At 58.6% G+C, this 21,042-nt stretch carries 20 protein-coding genes; 5 read left to right on the top strand and 15 right to left on the bottom strand.

The features are described from left to right. Positions 1–37: 37 nt before the first annotated feature. The 12 genes from ACR3E6_RS07365 to ACR3E6_RS07310 all read right to left on the bottom strand — a co-directional run bounded on the left by ACR3E6_RS07365 (position 38) and on the right by ACR3E6_RS07310 (position 12,791). The gene (locus ACR3E6_RS07365) at positions 38–2,491 is read right to left on the bottom strand and encodes a GcvT family protein (RefSeq protein WP_171724931.1); all 2,454 of its coding nucleotides are present in this window, start codon (positions 2,489–2,491) and stop codon (positions 38–40) included. Between the two features lie 89 nt (positions 2,492–2,580). Next, on the bottom strand, positions 2,581–3,558 hold the full coding sequence (locus tag ACR3E6_RS07360) for a GlxA family transcriptional regulator (RefSeq protein WP_171724930.1): 978 nt from the start codon (positions 3,556–3,558) through the stop codon (positions 2,581–2,583). A gap of 5 nt (positions 3,559–3,563) precedes the next feature. After that, positions 3,564–4,457 carry a homocysteine S-methyltransferase family protein gene (locus ACR3E6_RS07355; RefSeq protein ID WP_480486514.1) on the bottom strand — a complete coding sequence of 298 codons (894 nt, stop codon included), beginning with the start codon at positions 4,455–4,457 and terminating at the stop codon, positions 3,564–3,566. An 11-nt stretch (positions 4,458–4,468) separates the two neighbouring features. After that, complete coding sequence (locus tag ACR3E6_RS07350) at positions 4,469–5,521, bottom strand: alcohol dehydrogenase family protein (RefSeq protein WP_480486512.1); 1,053 nt, start codon at positions 5,519–5,521, stop codon at positions 4,469–4,471. A 45-nt stretch (positions 5,522–5,566) separates the two neighbouring features. Next, positions 5,567–5,809: a cupin domain-containing protein gene (locus ACR3E6_RS07345; protein WP_171637719.1), complete on the bottom strand. Its 243-nt coding sequence runs from the start codon at positions 5,807–5,809 to the stop codon at positions 5,567–5,569. A 16-nt stretch (positions 5,810–5,825) separates the two neighbouring features. After that, on the bottom strand, positions 5,826–8,273 hold the full coding sequence (locus tag ACR3E6_RS07340; protein ID WP_209835460.1) for a GcvT family protein: 2,448 nt from the start codon (positions 8,271–8,273) through the stop codon (positions 5,826–5,828). A gap of 15 nt (positions 8,274–8,288) precedes the next feature. Then, positions 8,289–8,669 (bottom strand): GFA family protein, encoded by a 381-nt coding sequence (locus ACR3E6_RS07335; protein ID WP_171724927.1) that lies wholly within the window; start codon positions 8,667–8,669, stop codon positions 8,289–8,291. A gap of 4 nt (positions 8,670–8,673) precedes the next feature. Then, a complete protein-coding gene (locus ACR3E6_RS07330) occupies positions 8,674–9,297 on the bottom strand; it encodes a LysE family translocator (protein WP_171724926.1) in 624 nt (207 codons plus the stop codon). After that, entirely contained in the window at positions 9,297–9,866 is a 570-nt protein-coding gene (locus tag ACR3E6_RS07325) for a helix-turn-helix domain-containing protein (protein ID WP_171331727.1), read from the bottom strand. The genes ACR3E6_RS07330 and ACR3E6_RS07325 overlap by 1 nt, the downstream gene beginning before the upstream one ends. 333 nt (positions 9,867–10,199) lie before the next feature. Next, entirely contained in the window at positions 10,200–10,949 is a 750-nt protein-coding gene (locus ACR3E6_RS07320; protein ID WP_171637729.1) for a hypothetical protein, read from the bottom strand. 141 nt (positions 10,950–11,090) lie between these two features. Then, positions 11,091–11,546: a GAF domain-containing protein gene (locus ACR3E6_RS07315; RefSeq protein ID WP_171724925.1), complete on the bottom strand. Its 456-nt coding sequence runs from the start codon at positions 11,544–11,546 to the stop codon at positions 11,091–11,093. 72 nt (positions 11,547–11,618) lie between these two features. Continuing rightward, the gene (locus tag ACR3E6_RS07310) at positions 11,619–12,791 is read right to left on the bottom strand and encodes a thiolase family protein (RefSeq protein WP_480486509.1); all 1,173 of its coding nucleotides are present in this window, start codon (positions 12,789–12,791) and stop codon (positions 11,619–11,621) included. A 102-nt stretch (positions 12,792–12,893) separates the two neighbouring features. On the opposite strand from ACR3E6_RS07310, the gene ACR3E6_RS07305 reads away from it, so the two are divergent. From ACR3E6_RS07305 to ggt, 3 genes are all read left to right on the top strand, one after another. Further along, positions 12,894–13,232 (top strand): STAS domain-containing protein, encoded by a 339-nt coding sequence (locus tag ACR3E6_RS07305; protein WP_171637735.1) that lies wholly within the window; start codon positions 12,894–12,896, stop codon positions 13,230–13,232. 21 nt (positions 13,233–13,253) lie between these two features. After that, the gene (locus ACR3E6_RS07300) at positions 13,254–13,703 is read left to right on the top strand and encodes an ATP-binding protein (protein ID WP_171637737.1); all 450 of its coding nucleotides are present in this window, start codon (positions 13,254–13,256) and stop codon (positions 13,701–13,703) included. A gap of 216 nt (positions 13,704–13,919) precedes the next feature. Next, a complete protein-coding gene (gene ggt / locus ACR3E6_RS07295) occupies positions 13,920–15,497 on the top strand; it encodes a gamma-glutamyltransferase (RefSeq protein ID WP_480486507.1) in 1,578 nt (525 codons plus the stop codon). A gap of 35 nt (positions 15,498–15,532) precedes the next feature. Here ggt and hspQ read toward each other — a convergent pair whose 3' ends face one another. Then, positions 15,533–15,859, bottom strand: coding sequence for a heat shock protein HspQ (gene hspQ / locus ACR3E6_RS07290; RefSeq protein WP_050604943.1), 327 nt, complete (start codon positions 15,857–15,859; stop codon positions 15,533–15,535). 80 nt (positions 15,860–15,939) lie between these two features. Between hspQ and ACR3E6_RS07285 the strand changes: the two genes are divergently transcribed. Together ACR3E6_RS07285 and ACR3E6_RS07280 are read left to right on the top strand one after the other, a co-directional pair. After that, positions 15,940–16,821 (top strand): AEC family transporter, encoded by an 882-nt coding sequence (locus tag ACR3E6_RS07285; RefSeq protein WP_171724922.1) that lies wholly within the window; start codon positions 15,940–15,942, stop codon positions 16,819–16,821. A 61-nt stretch (positions 16,822–16,882) separates the two neighbouring features. After that, a complete protein-coding gene (locus tag ACR3E6_RS07280; protein WP_152459251.1) occupies positions 16,883–17,464 on the top strand; it encodes a transglycosylase SLT domain-containing protein in 582 nt (193 codons plus the stop codon). Positions 17,465–17,478: 14 nt separating this feature from the next. Here the strand turns inward: ACR3E6_RS07280 and ACR3E6_RS07275 are convergent, their stop codons facing one another. Further along, the gene (locus tag ACR3E6_RS07275) at positions 17,479–18,075 is read right to left on the bottom strand and encodes a LolA family protein (protein WP_170345603.1); all 597 of its coding nucleotides are present in this window, start codon (positions 18,073–18,075) and stop codon (positions 17,479–17,481) included. 39 nt (positions 18,076–18,114) lie between these two features. Beyond that, positions 18,115–21,036 (bottom strand): DNA translocase FtsK, encoded by a 2,922-nt coding sequence (locus ACR3E6_RS07270; protein ID WP_480486504.1) that lies wholly within the window; start codon positions 21,034–21,036, stop codon positions 18,115–18,117. Positions 21,037–21,042: the final 6 nt, after the last annotated feature.

Raw genomic sequence — 21,042 nt, 5'->3', positions numbered from 1 at the left:
AAGGCGGCGGGGGCAGCGCCCCCACCAAAACCCGTGGTCACACCTTCACCCGTTCGGATTTCGGATCATACATCGGCTTGAGCGACGCTTCGGCTTTGACCTTCACGCCACACACATCGATCTCGTAGCTCGAGGCCAGCACGTCGGCAGCCTTTTCCCCCTCGCAAGGCACATAGCCCATGCCAATCGCGCCTCCCAGCGTGTGGCCATAGTTGCCCGAGCTGAGATAGCCCACATACTCGCCATCGCGGATGATCGGTTCATTGTGGAACAGCAGCGGCTCGGGATCGGTCAGGCGGAATTGCACCAGGCGCGATTTCGGCCCGCTTTCCTTGCGAGCGATCACCGCCTCGCGACCGATGAAGTCGCAGCCCTTGTCCACCTTGACGGCAAAGCCCAGCCCGGCATCCACCACGTGATCCTCGCAGGTGATGTCATGGCCGAAATGGCGGAAACCCTTTTCGATCCGGCAGCTGTCCATCATGTGCATGCCGCAAAGCTTCAACCCCATGTCCTGCCCCGCCTCGTGCAGCGTTTCAAAGACGTGGCCCGCCATGTCGGACGAGACGTAGATCTCCCAGCCCAGCTCGCCCACATAGGTGACGCGGTGGGCGCGGGCGAGGCCCATACCGATCTCGATCTCCTGCGCGGTGCCGAAGGGGTTTGCCGCGTTCGAGAAATCGTTGGGCGAAACCTTTTCCAGCAGGGCCCGCGTATTCGGACCCATCACCGCCAGAACGCCTTCACCCGCCGTGACATCGGTGATGACCACGTTGAAGTTCCCCGAATGACGCATCATCCACGTCTGGTCCGCCAGGCGCGTCGCCGCCGGGGTGACCACCAGATAGGCGGTCTCGGAAAGGCGGGTCACGGTGACGTCCGCCTCGATCCCGCCGGAACGGTTCAGAAACTGCGTGTAGACGATCTTGCCATTGGGCACCGCATAATCACCGCCACCGATATAGTTCATGAACTTCTCGACATCGGGGCCCTCGACCCGGATCTTGCCGAAGGAGGACATGTCATACATGCCCACGTTCTCGCGCACCGCGCGGTGTTCGGTGGCCGAGTTCTCGAACCAGTTCTGACGCTTCCAGCTGTAGCTGTATTCGCGTTCCTGCCCTTCGTTGGCGAACCAGTTGGCGCGCTCCCACCCGGCCAGTTCGCCGAACACGGCACCGTGTTCATTCAGGTGGTGATGGAATGGCGTCCGGCGCACGCCCCGCGCCGTGGCTTTCTGGCGATAGGGATAGTGATCAGCGTAGAGCAATCCCAACGTTTCTTTTGAGCGTTCATAAAGGTATTTCTTATTGCCCTGAAACGGCTGCATCCGACCGATATCCACATCGCCCAGATCAAAGGGCTTTTCACCGGCATCCATCCACTCGGCCAGCGACATGCCTGCGCCACCGGCGGACTGGATACCGATCGAGTTGAACCCGGCGGCGACCCAGACATTGTCCATCTCGGGCGCAAGGCCAAGGTGATAGGCGTCGTCGGGTGTGAAGCTTTCGGGGCCGTTGAAGAAGGTGTGAATACCCGCCTCGGACAGCATTGGCATCCGGTTGCACGCCGCTTCGAGGATCGGTTCGAAGTGGTCGAAATCCTCGGGCAGTTGGTCGAACTCGAAGCTGTCGGGAATACCGTTCATGGCCCAGGGTTTGGCATTGGGCTCGAATGCGCCCAACATCATTTTGCCCGCATCTTCCTTGTAGTAGGCGCATTCATCTGGCACCCGCAGAACCGGCATCTGGCTCAACCCTTCAATGGGTTCAGAGACGATGTAGAAATGCTCGCAGGCGTGCAGCGGCACATTCACGCCGGCCATCTTGCCTACCTCGCGCCCCCACATTCCCGCGCAATTGACAACCATATCACAGGCGATATGCCCTTGGGATTGCCCGTCATCACTGACCCAGTCGACACCGGTCGCGCGCCGTCCGTGCCGGGAAATCCCGGTCACCTTCACCCGTTCCTTGATCAACCCACCGCGTTGACGCGCACCCTTGGCCAACGCCAAGGCAATATTAGCAGGATCTGCCTGGCCATCGGTTGGCAACCAAACGCCACCTGCCACGCCGTCGAGGTTGATATGCTCATATCGCTCTTTGACTTCGGTCGGAGAAAGCTCTTCGACCGGCACGCCAAAGGCGCGGGCCATTGCCGCATTTCGGTGAAGCTCCTCCAACCGCTCACTGGTCAGGGCGACCGAAACGGACCCGACCTGACGTAGGCCGGTGGCGACACCGGTCTCTTCCTCAAGGCCCAGATAGAGCTCTGCGGAATAACGCGCCAGTTTGGTCATGTTGGAAGACGCGCGCAGTTGCCCGATCAGGCCCGCCGCGTGCCAGGTGGTGCCACTGGTCAGTTGCTTGCGTTCTAGCAGAACAACATCGGTCCAGCCCTTCTTGGTCAAATGATAAGCGACCGAGCATCCGATGACGCCACCGCCGATGATGACCACTCGGGCCTTGCTGGGAAGATCAACCATCCTGAAATCTCCGCTGTGTCAGGTTTGGCATAGATTGCCATGAAAGATCGACGGCAAATGCATCAAAAGCGTCACAGAATCCGAAGTTTTCACCGATGTGATGCGGCTCGCTTTTGCCGGCGTACGACAAAGGGCGTGACCCCGAAGAAGCTTTTGTACACGGACGAAAACCCGTTCGGAAAACCACAGGCCAATCCAATTTCGCGTACGCTCATCGTGGTGTTCAGCAACAGGTTATTTGCCTTGGCCAGTCGCATTTCCCGGTAGAATCCGTTGGGAGTGGTTCCAAAAAAGGTTTTGAACTTGCGCTCGAGGGACCGGTTCGACAGGTGCAGCGATTCGACGATCTGATTGATAGGCAGGGGGTCTTCGATATTGGCCTGCATGAGCTTTATGCACTGATCCAGCTTCGAATCGCCGGTCGCCGTCAACTTGGCGCCCGAAAATGGCTGCATCGAAGCGAAATCGCGGATGTTCTCATGCAGCATGATGTCGGCCACGGTCATCTTCGCAGGCCCCGAGATATGGCGCCCGATCACCGCCAAGGCGATATCCGTCGTGGCCTCCATCCCGGCACATGTCACAACCGCGCCCTGTTCGGTTGCGATCGACAGCTTGGCTTCGAACCGGGCACCGCGTTCCCGCAGGAACGATGCGTTTTCCCAATGGGTTGCCAAGTCGGCTGTTCCCTGCTCGTCGATATAGCGGCTGGCGGCTTCGGCCAGCAGGAACACCTTGGCGTCCCGGAAGGTATAGTCCGACACCACCCGCCCCAACGACAAATCCGGATGGTCCGGGTCTGAATTGCCGATTACGAACAGGTAATCCGCCCTTGGCTGTGACGGCACCGCTTCTGTTTGAACCACGGCGTCACTGCTGCTGGCAATCGGGCCACCTTTGAGCGAGCGATAGGTGAAGGAGAACGGAGGGCTTGGGCATACGCGGTTGGCCAGCCTCAATACCTCTACCAACGACGCCAGCTCCAACAGCACGAAACCCGGCGCGACAAGGATGTCGAAATGCCGGATGGCCTGCTTTGGAGCGTCCGAAGTAGATTTTGCCGCCATTTTCTTCAAACGATGTTATGACCGGCGGCCCGCAACCGGTTCGCCAGTTCTTCGATATGATCCGGCCCGATTTCGCAGCACCCGCCAACAATCGTTGCCCCCTGATTGATCCACCGCATCACCTGATCCGCATAAGCCCTGGGGCCAAGGTCATGCCGTTCTTGCAGGGAATCCACGGTCGGCGCATCCTGAAGGAAATCATCCGTAATATGCGTGAAGCCATTGGCGTAGGCCCCGTAAGGCCGGTTCATGCCGGACAGAACCTCGAGCGCCGCCGGGATCGCCTCGGGGCGCGAACAGTTGATTAACACGGCATCGGGCGAAAACTCCTCCATCAACGGTGCAATGTCCGCCAACGGTTCGCCGGACCTGAGAAGGCTGCCATCGTCATCATTGACCGACAGGGACAGCCAAACCGGTTTTCCGCATCCGACCGTGCCACGCAATGCGCCCTCGGCCTCTTGCACCGAGGACACGGTTTCGATCAAAAACAGATCGACCCGCGCGGCCATCATGGCCACAAGTTCAGCGAACTTTTCAGCCGCATCCGCAGGGTCCGGGTTAAGGTCGGGGCGATATGAAGCGAGCAATGGCCCCAGTGCACCCGCGATCCGCCCCCCGGTTTCCGCGCGGGCGCGTTCGGCCTGTGTCAGGGCGGTGTCGATCAGGGTAGGCATCTGATCCTCTATCCCCACCCGCACCAGGCGAGAGCGATGGACGGCATAAGTATTGGTTGTCGCGACCGTCGCACCCCGGCTGAAATAGTCGCGGTGCACTTCCGCAACCAAATCGGGGTGATCGATCATCACGCGCGTCGACCACAGCGGTGTCGCCCGGTCGCCACTGCGTTTTACCAGTTCCTGCCCGATAGAGCCGTCCAAAAGAGTGATATCCGCCATGTCATTACTCCTCAGGGCACCAATACCAGTTTTCCCGGAAGAGTCTTTGACTGAAAATCAGCCTGTGCAATACCAATATCCTTCAACGGATAGGTCCGGGAAACCAGTGGCTTGATCCGTCCGGTATTCACCAGTTCGACAAGACGGGCAAAGACTTCGGGCGCCTGGTGCGTGCACCCATGTATGGTGATGTCGCGCAGATATATGTCCCGCAGATCAGCTTCGACAATCGGGCCTGCTATTGCCCCCGAAACGGCATAGTGCCCGCCGGATTTCAGGGAAAGGATCAGCGACGGCCAGGCCGGGCCACCCACAACATCGATCACCACATCGAACTTATCCTGCGGCAGCGGGTCGTTCCGGTCAAACGTATTCTCGGCCCCCTGGGATTTCACGATCTCGGCTTTCGTGCCCGCTGTTACAGCCCAAACCGACGCCCCGCGCAGGGCGGCCAGTTGCACCGCCGCCAGCCCGACGCCACCCGAGGCGCCGGTGATCAGCACATTGTGCCCGGCAGTCACGCCTGCGCGGGTCAGCAGGTTTTCCGCCGTCCCGAAGGCGCAAGGAATGGCGGCGATTTCCACGTCCGAAAGAGGCGAGGCGCTGACGTCATAGAGATCATCGGCTTCAACCAGACAATACTGGGCAAAGGCCCCATCGATTTCGGAACCAAGCGCAATGAAGCCCTGCGGGTTTCCCGGGCGCGGACGCGGCAGGTTTATCGGACAGGTCACGCGCTGCCCGGGTTTGAAGGCAACACCCGGCCCAACCTGTTCCACGATGCCACAAAGATCTCCGCCCTGAATGCGGGGAAAGTGCAATGCACCGCCCCAACCGCCCGCTTCGACCTTCTGATCAACGGCATCCGTCGCACCGGTGACGCCCGAGGAATACCAACCGACCCGTGTGTTGATATCCGTGTTGTTCACACCTGCGGCAGCGACCCGAACAAGAACTTGCCCTGCCCCGGGTTCAGGAGCCGGAATATTATCACGCCATTCCAGAACCTCGGGTCCACCGTGATCCGTCAGGTAAACGCCCGACATGATATTGGGAATCGTCATCTCAGACCTCATCATCCGAATGTTTCGGACTGTGGCTCGTGATCCTCAGCCCACATCAACGCGATCCACATCAACAAGGAAACCAACCCCGCCTTCCGGACAACAGAATGTCCCGGCATGGCTGTCGTGGCGATGAAGGCCAAGTGCGAAGCTGGCCTTCACGTTGTCTTCCATCAGTGTGTAGGCTCCGCCCGTGTCCTGACCGGAAACTTTCACGAAGGTATGGTCGTTTTCCCAGTCATAGTTGGGACCTTCACCAGGTCCCATCTTGGAATATCGCGGGCGCATGGGGGCCTCCTGTTTGTCAGGCGCGCAGCCGCTCGTTTGCGGGATCCCACAGCGGCTGATCCTCCTGTACCACGGCGCGGCACTTCTGGCCGTAGATTTCAACCTCGAGCTCGGTACCGGGGTTTGCAAGTTCTGACTTGATCATGCCCAGCGCGATGGATTTGCCGACGCGGTAACCCCATGCGCCGGAAGTGGTCTCGCCCACGATCTGATCGCCCTGCCAGATGCACGACATGTAAGGCGCATCGCAATCACCTGCGTCGACAGTCAGGGTGACGAACGACTTTTTCACACCCTGCTGCTTTTCGTTCAGGATTGCAGCCTTTCCGGGGAAGTCCTGTGGCTTGTCCAGTTTGACAAACCGCTCCAAACCCGCTTCCAGCAGCGAGTAGTCGGTGCTCAGATCACCCTTCCATGCGCGATAGCCCTTTTCGATGCGCAGGCTGTTCAGTGCATACATGCCGAACGGCTTGGCCCCGGCGGCAAGGATCGCGTCATAGATCGCGGGCATGTGCTCGTTCAGCGCGTGCACCTCCCAGCCCAGTTCGCCAGCAAAGGACACGCGGATCAGGTGGGCGGGTTGCCCGGCCACGGTGGCGGCCTGATGGGTCAGCCAGCCCAACGAAAGGTCGGCATCGGTCAGACCCGACAGGATCTCGCGCGATTTGGGTCCTGTCACGATCAGGGTGTCGCGGGTGGTGGTCACGTCCTCGACGGTGACGCCCGCGGGCATCGTGTTCATCAGGATGTCGCGGTCGTGCCATTGCGCGGTGGCGGCGGTGATCATCACGAACTCATCCTCGCCCAGTCGCATGCAGGACATCTCGGTCAGGATGCGGCCGCGGTCGTCAGCGATGTAGACCAGGTTGATCCGCCCCACTTTGGGCAGGCCGCCGGTGACCAGCCCGCGCAGCGTCTCGGCCGCGCCTTCGCCTTTGACGACGAAGCGCGAGAAACCCGGCAGGTCGAGCACGCCGCAATGGTCGCGCACCGCTTCGCATTCTTCCTTGATCCGTTGCTCCCACGGGCCCGAGCGGCCCCAGGTGTGGGTGCTTTCCTCGGAGGTATCGTCCCCCGGCTGCGCAAACCAGTTGGCGCGTTCCCAGCCATTGTAGGCCCCCATGACACCGCCCAGTTCCTTGACCTTGGCATGTACCGGCGACAGCTTCTTGTCGCGTGCGGCGGGCCATTCGTGATAGGGGAAGTGCATGGCGTATTCGTTGCCATAGACCTCCATACCCTTTTGATTGCAGTAGTCCTGATCGGTGTAGTCGGTATAGCGGCGCGGATCGACGGCCCACATATCCCATTCGGTGGCGCCATCCACGATCCATTCGGCCAGTACCTTGCCCGCGCCGCCGCCTTGGGCGATGCCGAAGGTGAAGGTATGCGCCTCAAACGCGTTCTTGACGCCGGGCATCGGGCCGATCAGCGGCAGGCCATCGGGCGCATAGGGGATCGGCCCGTTGATCACGCGCCCCACGCCCGAGGTCGCCATCAGCGGTACCCGCTCCATCGCATCGGCGACAATGTCCTCGATCCGGTCCAGATCGTCGTTCCACAGCTGGAACGAGAAATCTTCGGGCATCTGGTCGTCCTCGGTCATCCAGTGCCCCTTGCAGTTGGGCTCGTAGGGGCCGAGGTTGAAGCCGTTCTTCTCCTGCCGCAGGTAGTAGGAGATATCCACGTCGCGCAGCAGCGGCAGCTTGCCGCCGCTTTCCTTCGACCAGGCCTCGATTTCGGGGATTTCCTCGGTCAGCAGGTACTGGTGGCTCATGACCATCGCGGGTACGGTGCGGCCACCATAGGGCTTGAACCATTCACCCACACGCTGGGCATAGTAGCCCGCGGCGTTGACGACATAGTCGCAGCCTATATCGCCCTTTTCGGTATGGACGGTCCAGGTGCCGTCGCCATGCTGGGTGACGCCAGTTGCCGGACAGAAGCGGATGATCTTCTGGCCCATGTCACGCGCGCCCTTGGCCAGCGCCTGCGTCAGTTGTGCCGGGTCGATGTCACCGTCGGTCGGGTCATACAGAACACCCTCAAGATCATGAGTTTCCAGGAAAGGGTAGCGTTCCTTGGCTTGCTCCGGCGTCCACATCTCCATCGGAATTCCCTGATAGCGGCCCATCGACATGGCCCGCTGGAACTCCTGCATCCGTTCCTTGCTGTGCGCCAGACGGATCGACCCCGAAACATGGTAGTTCATCGGATAGTCGACCTCTTCGCCCAGACGCGAATACAGTTCGGTCGAATAGCGCTGCATGTTCATGATCGCCCACGAGGTCGAGAAGGTCGGAACGTTACCGGCCGCGTGCCAGGTCGAGCCTGCGGTCAGTTCGTTCTTTTCCAGCAGAACGCAGTCGGTCCAGCCTTTCTTGGCCAGATGATACAGCGAGGAAGCCCCCACCACACCGCCACCGATAATGACCACGCGTGCTTTTGTCGGAAAATCACTCATGAGTTTTGGTCCCTGTTACTGTGCCCGTTGGGGCAGATCGTCCGTGATGTCGTAATAGTCGCCCTTGTCAGCCACAAAGATGTGCCTCGAGAGCTTTTGGCCCGTGGGCGCATCGAACGCGCCCATGGCAATCGAAATCGTGTCCTCTTCGGTATGTTGCCAGAAGAGGAATGAACCGCATTTGCTGCAAAACCCGCGCCGTGCGATGTCTGATGCACGGAACCACTTCAGCGTGTCGCGGGCCGAGAAACTCAGGTTGTCCTGATGGGTCGTGGTCGAGGCCCAGACGTGGCCGGATTGCTTTCGACACTGCCCGCAATGGCAGGCTGAAGGCGGAGAAAGGTCTCCGTCGATGGTGAAAGCAACTGAACCGCAAAGGCAGGACCCTCTGTACATAAGATTACCCCCTTGCCGCAGGCGCGGTGCTGGTTCCCAACAACACGCCGTAGATTATGAAACAGGCCGCCATCACCCGGCGCACCCAGATGTTGAATACTGCGCCTAGTGCCGCCTTGCCCATCAAAGCGCCCAAAACGGTAAAACCGGTATAGCTGAGCGTTGTGATTAATAGTGCGGTTGGCATAATCACGACCATCTGCTGCCAGATCGGCACGTCCGGCTGCACGAATTGCGAAAACGCGGCCAGATAGCCCGCGACGCTTTTTGGGTTGATCGTGGCCACTGCCAGCGCGTGCAGATAAACGTGCCGGGCCGGGCGTTCCGAGACCGGAGCGGGCTTGCCGGCATTCATCCATCCCCGCAGGCCCAACCAGATCAGAAAGCCCGCACCGACCAACTTGGCCACGAAAAACCCGGTCGGAGATGCCGCAATCAGGGCTGTGACGCCCAGCGCGGATAGGATCAAAAACATGCTAGCCTGCGTCAGTATGGCCAATACACCCATCATGGCCTTTGGAAACGGCAGGCTCATCCCGTTCGAGATGCAGTTGACCGCGTTAGGCCCCGGTGTGGTGACGAATACCACCCAGAACAGCGCGAAAATGGACCACGCCTCGAATGACATCAGTACACCGGCGGAGCAATGACCCAGATGGCCACTGCAGGCTCTTCATAGGGGTTGGCCCATTGATAAGGTTCATGTTTGATCCGAAAACTGTCGCCCGGCCCCACCAGGAATTCACGCGACCCGATCGTCAGATTCAATCGACCTGAAATCATATAGCCCACTTCCTGAGTCGGGCGGTTGGCCGGTGTCTGCATCCGTGAATTTGGCTCAAAAGTGGAATGCACCATTTCGAAATCATCAGTCAGATCCGGCGACAGCAACTCTTCGATCAGCCCTTCTTCGCCCGACCCCATCGGGCGACGCGACCCGGCGCGCACAACGTAGCCCAATTCGTTCGCAGGGGCGGCTGAATGCGCAAACAGCATCGACATTGGCACGCCGAGGCATTCGGCAATCTGGCGCAGGTCCGAGATTGAAGGCTCGGACAAATCGCGCTCGACCTGGCTCAACCAACCGACAGAGCGATCCAGCCGAGTTGCAATCTCGGTCAGGGTCAACCCTCGGGCCTTGCGCAAGGCCCTCAGGTCAGCACCAAGGGTCGCGCTTTGGGGGGCTTGGCTGTTCACAGGCCGCTCCGAATCTTGTGAAATTCTTCCTTCGTTTTTCACGATGAAGCAAGCCAGTGAAATTTCCAAGCGTTTTTTCACGCCCGGTTTAAATGGGGTGTCGATCATCATCGTGTGCGAAAGACAGAATTGAGGAGCAGAAGGCGCACAGGCCCCTGAAACACCAGAAAAACCGCAGGGGCGCAGCAGCCGGATTTCAGTGTTTGCCGTACAAGGGCTTCATTTCAAAAAGACAGCACATATCGTTGCCCCGTCGTGCTGCGGCGACATGGGAAACCCTTCGCGACAGAAACAGATCTGGAAAAGCCTGGATCGTGCAAAGCCCGCCCGGCCTTAGAATTGAAGACCGGCAAAAACCTTCACTTCATCCAACACATGTTGAGGCCAACGACGGGTGAAACTGTCGGCGATCGTTTCGCGCTTTTCCGGCTCAAGCCCGGCAAGCAAGCTGGGAAAGCGGCGGCGATTTCTGGGCAGCGTCCACATTTCGATACCATTTTCGAAACAGTAACGGGCAAAACGCACATCGACGAACTTCTCGCTGCCTTCCATGTATTCCAGTGTCGGGAACAGCGACCCGGACACCATGACGGTTCCGGTTCCCAGCTGGTGCACCCTGGTCGAGTAGGTCAGCCGTTGGTTCATACGCAACAACGTGCGCTGCCGTATCGACTTGGGCGTCGGGTTTGTGAACGTCGTGGCATGATAGCCGAAGACACGCTTTTCCAGTCCGACGCCCCGCGCCCGGCGTATGGTCTGACGGACATAGTTGTCCGCATATTCGATATCATCGTCGACCAGAAAAACGGTATCTGCCGGATCCGGTTGGAAAATGAACTTGCCGACATCCTTGTAATCCCGGTCGGGGATCACGGCGGTGACGTTGTCGAACTCACCCAGAAAATCGGGAACTTCCTGATATTCGTTCAGGCAGATGAAAACTCTGTCGACCTGATGCGCGATGCTTGCCACCGAATGGGGCAATACGCCGATGCGATCCGGGAATGTCGCCATATGGGCGCGTCTGATCCCTTTTCGAGGCGCTTCATCCGCGACCGTCGGATTGATGTCAGACTCTTGCATCCCTGAGAAACACCCCAAAACGAAACTTCGCTATGGATTCTGATAGGAGATCGCTTCGAAGCCTGCAAGATGAAGTCAGCCGGGCCCTTCATTCGCCCGGGAATCCCTTGGGTTGATGCACATCCGCAACGACCGCAGCGGTCAGTGCCCGGCAAACACTGCGGTCAAAATGCCTTCCAGATTTTGCGCATCCTGTTGCGTGAAAGCATCCGGCTGGTCGCTGTCAATGTCAAAAACGGCGATGACTTGTCCCGACGAATCCCGCACGGGCAGAACCAGTTCGGACCGGGTTGAGCTGGCGCAGGCGATGTGACCCGGAAACGCATCGACATCCGGCACCAGTTGCGTTTCGCCCGTTCTTGCTGCGGCACCGCAGACGCCCCGTTCGAACGGGATGACCAAACAACCATGCCCACCCTGATAAGGGCCGATCTTCAGAACGCCCGGTTCGGTGACACGATAAAACCCGGTCCAGTCGAAACGATCGTCGGAATGGTGAACCTCGCAGGCGACAGTCGCCATAAGAGCAACCTGGTCCGTTTCGCCTTCGGTCAGGGCCGCGATGGTTTTGGCAAGCGTTTCATAATCGGCAGTCATTGATTGCAACCCCTTCGGATGGTCGGGGGCACGGCCCCCGAACCCCCGGAGTATTTGGAAAAAGATGAAGGGTCAAACGCGTTCGATGGCAATGGCCGTGCCTTCCCCCCCGCCAATGCAGATCGCCGCGACGCCCCGTTTGAGGTTACGTTTTTCCAGCGCATTCAACAACGTAACGATGATGCGGGCACCCGAGGCACCGATGGGATGGCCTAGGGCGCAGGCGCCGCCATTCACATTCACCTTGTCTCGTGGCAAGCCCATTTCGTGCATGAAAGCCATCGGCACAACCGCGAAGGCCTCGTTCACTTCCCACAGGTCGACGTCATCCTTGCTCCAGCCAATGCGTGACAAGAGCTTCTGCGCCGCCGGAACCGGAGCCGTCGTGAAAAGGCCGGGGGCCTGAGCATGACTCGCATGCCCCAAAATCCGGGCCCGAACCGTCATGCCCCGCGCTTCGGCGGTTTCTGCCGACGCAAGAACCAGCGCCGCCGCGCCGTCCGAAATCGAAGACGAGTTGGCGGCCGTCACCGTACCGTCCTTGCGGAACGCAGGCTTCAGCGTCGGGATCTTCTCGGGGCGGGCGGATTTTGGCTGCTCATCTGTCTCCAGCAGAATTTCACCTTTGCGCGTCCGGACGGTAACGGGTGTGATTTCCTGATCGAATGCGCCATTTTCCTGCGCAGACAGCGCGTTGGACAAAGATTGCAGCGCGTATTCATCCTGTGCTTCACGGGTGAACTGATACGCCTCGGCACAGTCTTCGGCGAAAGTCCCCATTAGACGGCCTTTGTCATAGGCATCTTCAAGGCCGTCGAGGAACATGTGATCAACCACCTGACCGTGGCCAATGCGGGCACCGCCGCGCATCTTGGGAAGAAGATAGGGCGCGTTGGTCATGCTTTCCATGCCGCCCGCAATCATCGTATCTGCATGACCCAATGCAATTTGGTCGAAGGACATCATAGCGGCCTTCATCCCCGAACCGCACATTTTGTTCAGCGTCGTGGCGGGTACCTCTTCGCCCAATCCCGCCGCGAATCCGGCCTGCCGCGCAGGTGCCTGGCCCTGCCCCGCCGGCAAAACGCAGCCCATCAGCACTTCGTCGACCGTCTGCATACCTGCCTGCTGCAAAGCCGCGCGGATTGCTTCGCCCCCGAGGTCAGCCGCAGCAACACCGTCAAACATGCCCTGAAACCCGCCCATCGGTGTACGGGCGGCCCCTGCTATAACAACGTCTCTCATCCGGGTTTTCCTCCTGCTTTCGGGCTCTTGAATACCGAATGGTAAGAATTGCCGTCTAGCGTATTTCTACGACTCAATTTCAGTTTGGAAGGCGGCAGGATCATGGGGCTGACCAGCAAGACAACCGGCGAAACTCAGATCATCACCGTTCATGCCGACCGGATCGATGCTGCAATGGCCATTCAGTTCAAGGAAGACATGCGCACCAATACCGAGGACAGCGCTCATCGCGTTGTGCTGGATCTGTCCGATGTCGAGTTCATTGACTCCAGCGGTCTGGGTGCAATCGTTGCTTCAATGAAACAGCTGGGAAAAGACCGGAGGCTTGATCTGGCCGGGTTGCAGCCAGTGGTCGAAAAAGTCTTTCGCCTGACACGCATGGATACGGTTTTCAGACTTTTTGAAACTCTGGATGACGCGTTGTCAGAGACAGACGCCTGACGGCAGCAGGGGATAGATGGCGTGGAGCCGATTGAAAACAAGACCTGCCTGGAATTGACCTTCCCTGCGACGGAATCAGAGGCCAGCGAGGGCATTGCAAAGCTTAGCGTCGGTCTGGCGGAACGGGGATTGCCCCCGCATAAAGCCGGCGATGTGAAGATTGCTTTGGCTGAAGCCATCAACAACGTCGTGGAACACGCTTACAATGGCATCGCCGCGGCCAAGGTTCAGGTCACCTGCCGGCTGGACAGGGATCTTCTGGACATCTTGATCTCGGATACGGGGCGCCCGCTGCCTGGATACCGACTTCCGGATGGCACCCCTGCTCCGATGGGAACGGATCTACAGGACCTCCCCGAAGGTGGGTTCGGCTGGTTCCTGATCCATCGCCTCACCAGTGATATCCGGTACGAGCGGCGCGGTGGATGCAATCGTCTGTCCCTGCGGTTTGATTTTGAACCCAACGGGTGATCGACCACAATTGGTCACAATAAGGTCATTTTCGAAACATTGTCGCGCCGCAAACAACCACCATACAGTGACTCGTAGCTCAGATAGCTTCCCTCGGCGCCACATATCACAGCCCCCACCCAGTGAATGGCGCCGAGGAACTTCCCATCCTGAAATCGCTGGACAATCGCTGATCAGTGAATAGCTTTCTCTTGTTCTAACGAGAGAGAATTCGCCATGCGTGATCTGCATAATCCGGGCCGATCCGAAGTTTTTGCCACGCAAGGCATGTGCGCAACGTCGCATCCGCTGGCGGCCAAAGTGGCCATCGATACCTTGGGCCAGGGCGGCAACGCGATGGATGCCGCGATTGCCGGGGCTGTTCTTTTGGGGATTTGCGAACCACAGATGACCGGATTGGGCGGCGATTGCTTCGTTCTGTTCAATCGTGCCGGCGAAAGCAGTATACGCGCGCTCAACGGATCGGGCCGCGCACCGGCTGCCGCGCAGTCCCAGATGTTGCGCGATCAGGGCTTGTCATCCGTACCTTTGGGCGTGCCGGATGCCGTGACCATTCCCGGAGCCGTAGATGCCTTTTGCCACCTGGCCCAGACCGAGGGTCGCCTGGGGTTGGGCGCGATTTTGAAACCGGCGATTCATTATGCTGAAGCGGGTGTTCCGGTGGCTCCTCGGGTCGCTTTCGATTGGAAATCAGGTGCCGCAACACTTCAGGGCGCCGCCCGCGACCACTATCTGATTGACGGGCAAGCCCCGTCGATCGGGCAGGTTTTCCGTGCGCCGGGACAGGCGAAGGTATTGCGCCAGATCGCGGCCCACGGGCGCGACGCGTTCTATTCAGGTGAAATCGCCGATGATATAATCACCGCGCTTTCGGAAAGGGGTGGTGTCCATTCCGCTGAGGATTTTCATCACACAAGATGTACTGAAACGCAGCCGATACATGGGGCCTACAAAGGTGTGGATCTGGTGGAACATCCGCCGAACGGTCAGGGCGCAACCGCGATTTTGCTACTGAATATCCTCAAGCATTTTGACATGGCCTCGATGGATCCATTCGGAGCGGAGCGTATTCATATCGAAGCCGAGGCCACCAAGCTGGCCTATGACGCTCGAAACCGGTTCATCGCGGATCCCGACCACATGGCGAGAGTAGAGCGCTTTCTGGATCCGGATATCGCTGCCAGACTGGCTGCTTTGATCGATCCCCAAAAGGCGATGCCTGCTGCGGCGCCTCTGACCGAAGCGGTTCACAAGGACACGGTTTACATCACCGTCGTCGACCGCGACCAAATGGCTGTTTCGTTGATCTATTCGATCTTTCACAGCTTTGGATCCGGTATCGCGTCGGAAAAATACGGCATATTGCTGCAAAACCGCGGGGCAGGATTCACATTGCAGCCCGGCCACCCCAACGAACTGGGCGGCGGCAAACGTCCGATGCACACGATCATTCCGGGAATGTTGGCGCAGAACGGTCGGGTCACGATGCCATTTGGTGTCATGGGCGGTGCCTATCAGCCAACCGGACACGCGCGCTTCGTGTCAAATCTTGTCGATTTCGGGCTTGGGTTGCAGGAAAGCATCGATGCGCCACGCGCCTTCTTTGACGGATCAGTTCTGAAACTGGAGCGTGGCTACAGCGACGAGATCGCGAAACAATTGTCCGATATCGGCCATAATATTGAGATGCCGGAAACACCACTTGGCGGAGCGCAAGCGATCCGAATCCGAAAAGACGGTGTTTTGGAGGGTGCCAGCGACCCACGCAAAGATGGCTGCGCCCTTGGATACTGATCTGCGGCAGACCTACGCCCGCCGGTTCGGCGCACTTAGTTCAGGTGGAAATGCAGGGGGTATGCACCATCTTCGAACGGTCCGAACATATTGGGAATATCCGGGTGCTCGACCGGTTCGCCTGAATAGTCTGCAACCAGATTTTGTTCTGAAACATAAGCAACATAGAAGGATTGGTCGTTCTCGGCCAGCAGATGGTAGAACGGTTGCTCTTTCCTTGGGCGGCTGTCTTCCGGAATGGCCTGATACCATTCTTCGGTATTCGAAAACTCGGGATCCACGTCAAAAATCACCCCTCGAAAAGGGTGTTTCTTGTGACGAACCACCTGGCCCAAGCCGTATTTTGCACGTGTCTTTAGCATTGTATCAGCCCCCAACGCTTTTTTTACCCGTTTCCGGGCGGAAAAGCCAATCATTGATGTGAAAATCAGGGAAACAGTCTGTGAACCTTATACTGACAGTGTTCGAAATCGTGGCGCCGGTTTTTCTATTGGCGGCTGTTGGTTTTACATGGGTTAAGCTGGGTTTCGAATACCGCCTGCAATTCGTCACCCGCTTTGCAACGATGCTGGCAATGCCCAGTCTGATCTTTGTTGCCCTGATGCAAACCGAGATCCCGGGCAATGATCTGTCACGCTTCACAATGGCGACACTGGTCGCAAATCTGCTGCTGGCGGTGTTGTTCTGGCTGATCGTTCGAGGGCTGAGACTGGACCCGCGAACATACCTGTCGCCTTTGATCTTCGGCAATACCGGAAATCTGGGCCTGCCGCTGTGCATCTTTGCCTTTGGTCAGATTGGTCTGGGATATGCTGTTGTCTTTCTGTCAGTTACCGCATTGTTTTCTTTCACTTACGGGATTTATCTGGTCGCCGGGAAAGGGGCGTGGGGACAGGTTGCGCGCCAACCAATGGCTTGGGCGACGATCCTTGGCGCAGTGTTTTTGTGGCAAGGATGGCAGACGCCGACATTTCTGACCAACACGCTGGAGCTTTTGGGGCAAATGGCCGTCCCGCTGATGTTGGTCACGTTGGGTGTGGCAATCGCCCGCCTGACTTCGCACAGCCTGGGGCGGGCGCTGTGGCTGTCAGCGCTGAAACTGGCGGTGTGCTTTGCGCTGGGATGGGGAATCGGACGATGGTTTGATTTGGATACGATCGCATTTGGCGTTCTGGTTCTTCAAATCTGTACGCCGGTTGCAGTAACCTCTTACCTGTTGGCCGAACGGTTTGGGGCCGATTCCGACGCCGTCGCCGGCATGGTCATGGTGTCCACCGTGCTTTCCGTTGCGGCGTTACCGGCTATTCTGGCTATCATTTTATAGCGATTGTGATTTCCTAAGCGCTCAATCTGCGCTAGAATACACAAAAAAAGGCACGAGGCACATGAGCAGAATTCTTTTCGTACTCCTGGGGGTGCTGCTTCTGGCATCCTGTGGGGGCGGCTCTAAACAGCCGCCCAGCAGATTAAACGATGCGTGCAGTATTGCGCGTGAAAAACCCGACTATATCAAAGCCTTCAAGAACACCGAGCGCAAATGGGGCGTTCCGGTTCACGTTCAGATGGCGACCATCTATCAGGAAAGCCGGTACAGGCATGATGCGCGCACTCCGCATAGATATGTATTGGGCGTCATCCCAATGGGCCGTCAAAGCAGCGCTTACGGCTATGGTCAGGCACTGGACGGCACGTGGGAACAATATCAGCGCGAAACAGGAAAACGTCGGGCCAAGCGCGATCGCATTCGCGACGCCTCGGATTTTATCGGCTGGTACATGAACAAAAGCTACGAGCGTAACGGTATCCACCCGGCAGATACGCGCAATCAGTACCTGGCCTATCACGAAGGCCATACAGGCTACGCCCGTGGCAGCTACAACAGCAAATCCTGGTTGTTGAACGTTGCCAATGACGTGGACGCACGCGCACAACTATATCAGGCACAGTTGGCGAACTGCCGGTATTGATACGTACAAGCGGGTCAGCGATTGCCTGACCCGCTTCTCTTTTTGTCCGAGAACAGCTTCTGATCAAGGCGACCGCCTTCATTCAGGGCGCCCAGCAATACCGTCGTCTGGCTGCCCGCATTGTCGTGAATCACCCACTTGCGCAGCTCGACTGGATTGTCCGTGAACATCAGTTCGATCCGACCCGCTTCGGGGTTCTTGGGATCCTGCGCGGTGACAACGGTGGCCGTGCCGTCAAAGCTGTGACCTACAACCATATTTGCCTGGCTCAGGTTCACGTTTCGCGCCAGCACGATGGACAGTGGTGTGCGCTTAAGCGGGTATTGCTCGGGCGGCTGGTTCGATTTCGGATCAAAGATCTGAACACTTCCGGATCTTGCCAGCACCACGGCACTGTTGGGCGGGTCATATTCAAACCGCATCTTGCCGGGGCGCTGCATCCACAGCTTGCCGGTGCTCAGCGAGCCATCGTCATTCACCTGGGTGAATGTTGTCTGAACCGTCTTCAACCCGTTCAGGTAATTGGAAATCTGCGAGAGCGGCAGCTTCTCCGCCGCCCATGCGGCGGGTGCGGCCAGTGTCAAAGCAAGGGCAAAAGCAATCTGTTTCATGCCGTACAGATAGGTCTTCTGCCCTTGTTATTAAATATCCTATTGCTCGGGGACGAGGATTTCGCGTTTCCCGACATGATTTGCTGACGAAACAACACCTTCGTCTTCCATTTGCTCAACAAGCCGTGCAGCTTTGTTGTAGCCAATGGCAAGTTTTCGCTGAATATACGAGGTCGAGCATTTGCGATCCTTGATCACGATTGCCACCGCCTGATCGTACAACGCGTCCTCTCCGTTCGTATTGCCGCCAGTGTTCAGGCCCAAAACGGCATCGATATTGTCAGCCTTTTCTTCGGCCGGACCGTCGACAACACCGCCAATGTAGTCCGGTGGACCAAACTGTTTCAGGTGGTTGACGACTTCCTCGACCTCTTCATCCGAGACAAAGGGCCCGTGGCAGCGGGTAATCTTGGCACCGCCAGCCATGTAAAGCATGTCGCCCTGCCCCAGCAGCTGTTCGGCCCCCATTTCACCCAGAATGGTGCGGCTGTCGACTTTCGACGTCACCTGGAAGGAAATCCGCGTTGGGAAGTTCGCCTTGATCGTACCGGTGATCACGTCGACCGAGGGGCGCTGTGTGGCCATGATCAGGTGAATGCCCGAGGCCCGCGCCATCTGTGCCAGACGCTGGATGCAGGCTTCGATTTCCTTTCCCGCCACCATCATCAGGTCGGCCATCTCATCGACGATGACAACGATATAGGGCATCGCTTCGGGCGCGAATTCTTCAGTCTCGAACGTTGGTTCACCGGTTTCATCGTCAAACCCGGTTTGCACCGTGCGGCTGAACATCTCGCCTTTGGCCAACGCATCCTTCACCCGGCCGTTATAGCCTGCGATGTTGCGGACGCCCATTTTGGACATCTTGCGATAGCGATCTTCCATCTCGCCCACGACCCATTTCAGGGCGACCACCGCCTTTTTCGGGTCGGTCACAACAGGCGACAGCAGATGCGGGATACCGTCGTAGACCGACAGTTCCAACATTTTCGGGTCGATCATGATCAGGCGGCATTCATCCGGTGTCAGCTTGTACAGCAGTGACAGGATCATCGTGTTGATCGCCACTGATTTACCCGAACCCGTGGTTCCCGCAATCAGCAAGTGCGGCATCTTCGCCAGGTTCGCCACGACGGACTCGCCGCCGATATCCTTGCCCAAGGCCAACGGCAGTGCCTGGTTGCCATCGCCGAAATCACGGCTGGCCAGGATTTCGCGCAGAACCACCATTTCGCGATTTTCGTTCGGTAGTTCGATACCGATAACCGAACGGCCCGGTAGGGTCGAAACCCGCGCCGACAGGGCCGACATCGAACGTGCGATGTCATCGGCCAGGCCGATCACGCGGCTTGCCTTCAGACCCGGAGCGGGCTCCAGTTCGTACATGGTGACGACCGGGCCCGGGCGAACGCTGACGATCTCACCCTTCACGCCATAATCATCCAGCACATTTTCCAGCATCCGCGCGTTTTCTTCCAAGGCTTCATCGCTCAGATGGTGGCGCTGAATGCTGGCCGGATTCGACAAAAGGCCCAGAGGTGGCAGTTCGAAATCCGAGTGCCGCTCTTCAAAGGATAGTGCAGGCTGTGCCTCGGCCTGTGCGCGGCGAGACGGTTGCGGTGTACGGCGTACCGGTTGCGCGACCACGGGCTTGCGCGGTTCGGCTACCGGGATTTTCATCGCCGGGCGCGGTTGCAAAACAGCTTCTTCGACATCCTCGAATACCTCGTCCTCCACATCCGGCTCGGGCGCATAGGGGGTCTGCATAGGCGCGGGCGCGTTTTCAACCGGCGTGGATTCTTGCCATTCTGGCTTATCACCCGCTGTTACGGGTGGCTCGGGCGGCAGTCCTGCTGCTGTCACCGGCGGTTCCGCCGGCAAGCCATCGGGCTGGCTTGTGTTCAGGATCAGCGGCCCCGGGCGGCGGCCACGGCCTTTGGTCAGCGGAAGGTTCGGGTCGGGTTCGGGCGTCAACTCACCTGTGGCCACTTTGCGATTGCGCACAGCAGCCGAGATTTTCGAACGGATGCGATCCTCGCCCGGCATTTCGTCGAAACCCGCGATTGGTTCCGGATCGACCAGCTCTGGCTCAGGCATGGGATCGGGGCGCCTGATAAGTGACGGCATGCGCGCCAACAGACCGGACTTGACCGGAGGTTCGGGGCTTTCCAGTTCGGGTTCTTCAAAGATTGGATCGGCATAAGCCAGATCATCCTCGAACACGGCTTCGGCCGCTGCGGTTCGCGCAAGTTTGCGCTCTTCCCATTGCGCGCGGCGATCTCGTGCTGCCTGCGCAGCCGAGGCTGCACCACGGCCCATCAGGGTCATCAGCATGTCATATGCCATCACCAGACCCAGCAAGAAGGCGCGGAAACCCCGCTTGACATCGGTTTTGGTGAAACCCAGCACAAAAATACCCAGCGCAATCATCCCGACCGCCATGGCCAGCGACATCAGCTTCACCAGAAAATGTGACGAAATCGGCAGCAGCGTCAGCAATGCGCCCATGACCGTATCGCCGAACAAACCGCCCAGACCATAACTGTGGGTCGCGCGCCAGTCTGCATCAGGAACGAGCGTCGCGGCATACACCGAGACGACGGCGATCCAGATCGGGGCAAAAATCAGACGCGCAATGGCGCGATCTTCCCCGAAATGGCCCGCAAACCGAAAACCCCAACCAATCAGAACCATTGCGATGCCCCAGCTTCCCCAGCCGACGATCATGAACAAGGGTGCGGCGATCGAGGCCCCAATCCGCCCCATCCAGTTCTGCACCGGCGCGTCAGTGGACACCATCCAGTTGGGATCATCGGGCGTGTAGGACCAGATCATCGCGGCCGCTGCCAAACCCAGCAGGATCAGGGCGATGCCAATCAACTCCTTGCTGCGTCGCTCCAGGGCTGCCTGCGTTGTGCTGTCCAGCAATGGATCGCGGTTGCGCGCGTTATATGATGCCATTTTGCC

The sequence above is a fragment of the Ruegeria sp. AL3 genome (genome assembly GCF_056536065.1).
This window is presented reverse-complemented; position numbering and strand designations above follow the sequence as displayed.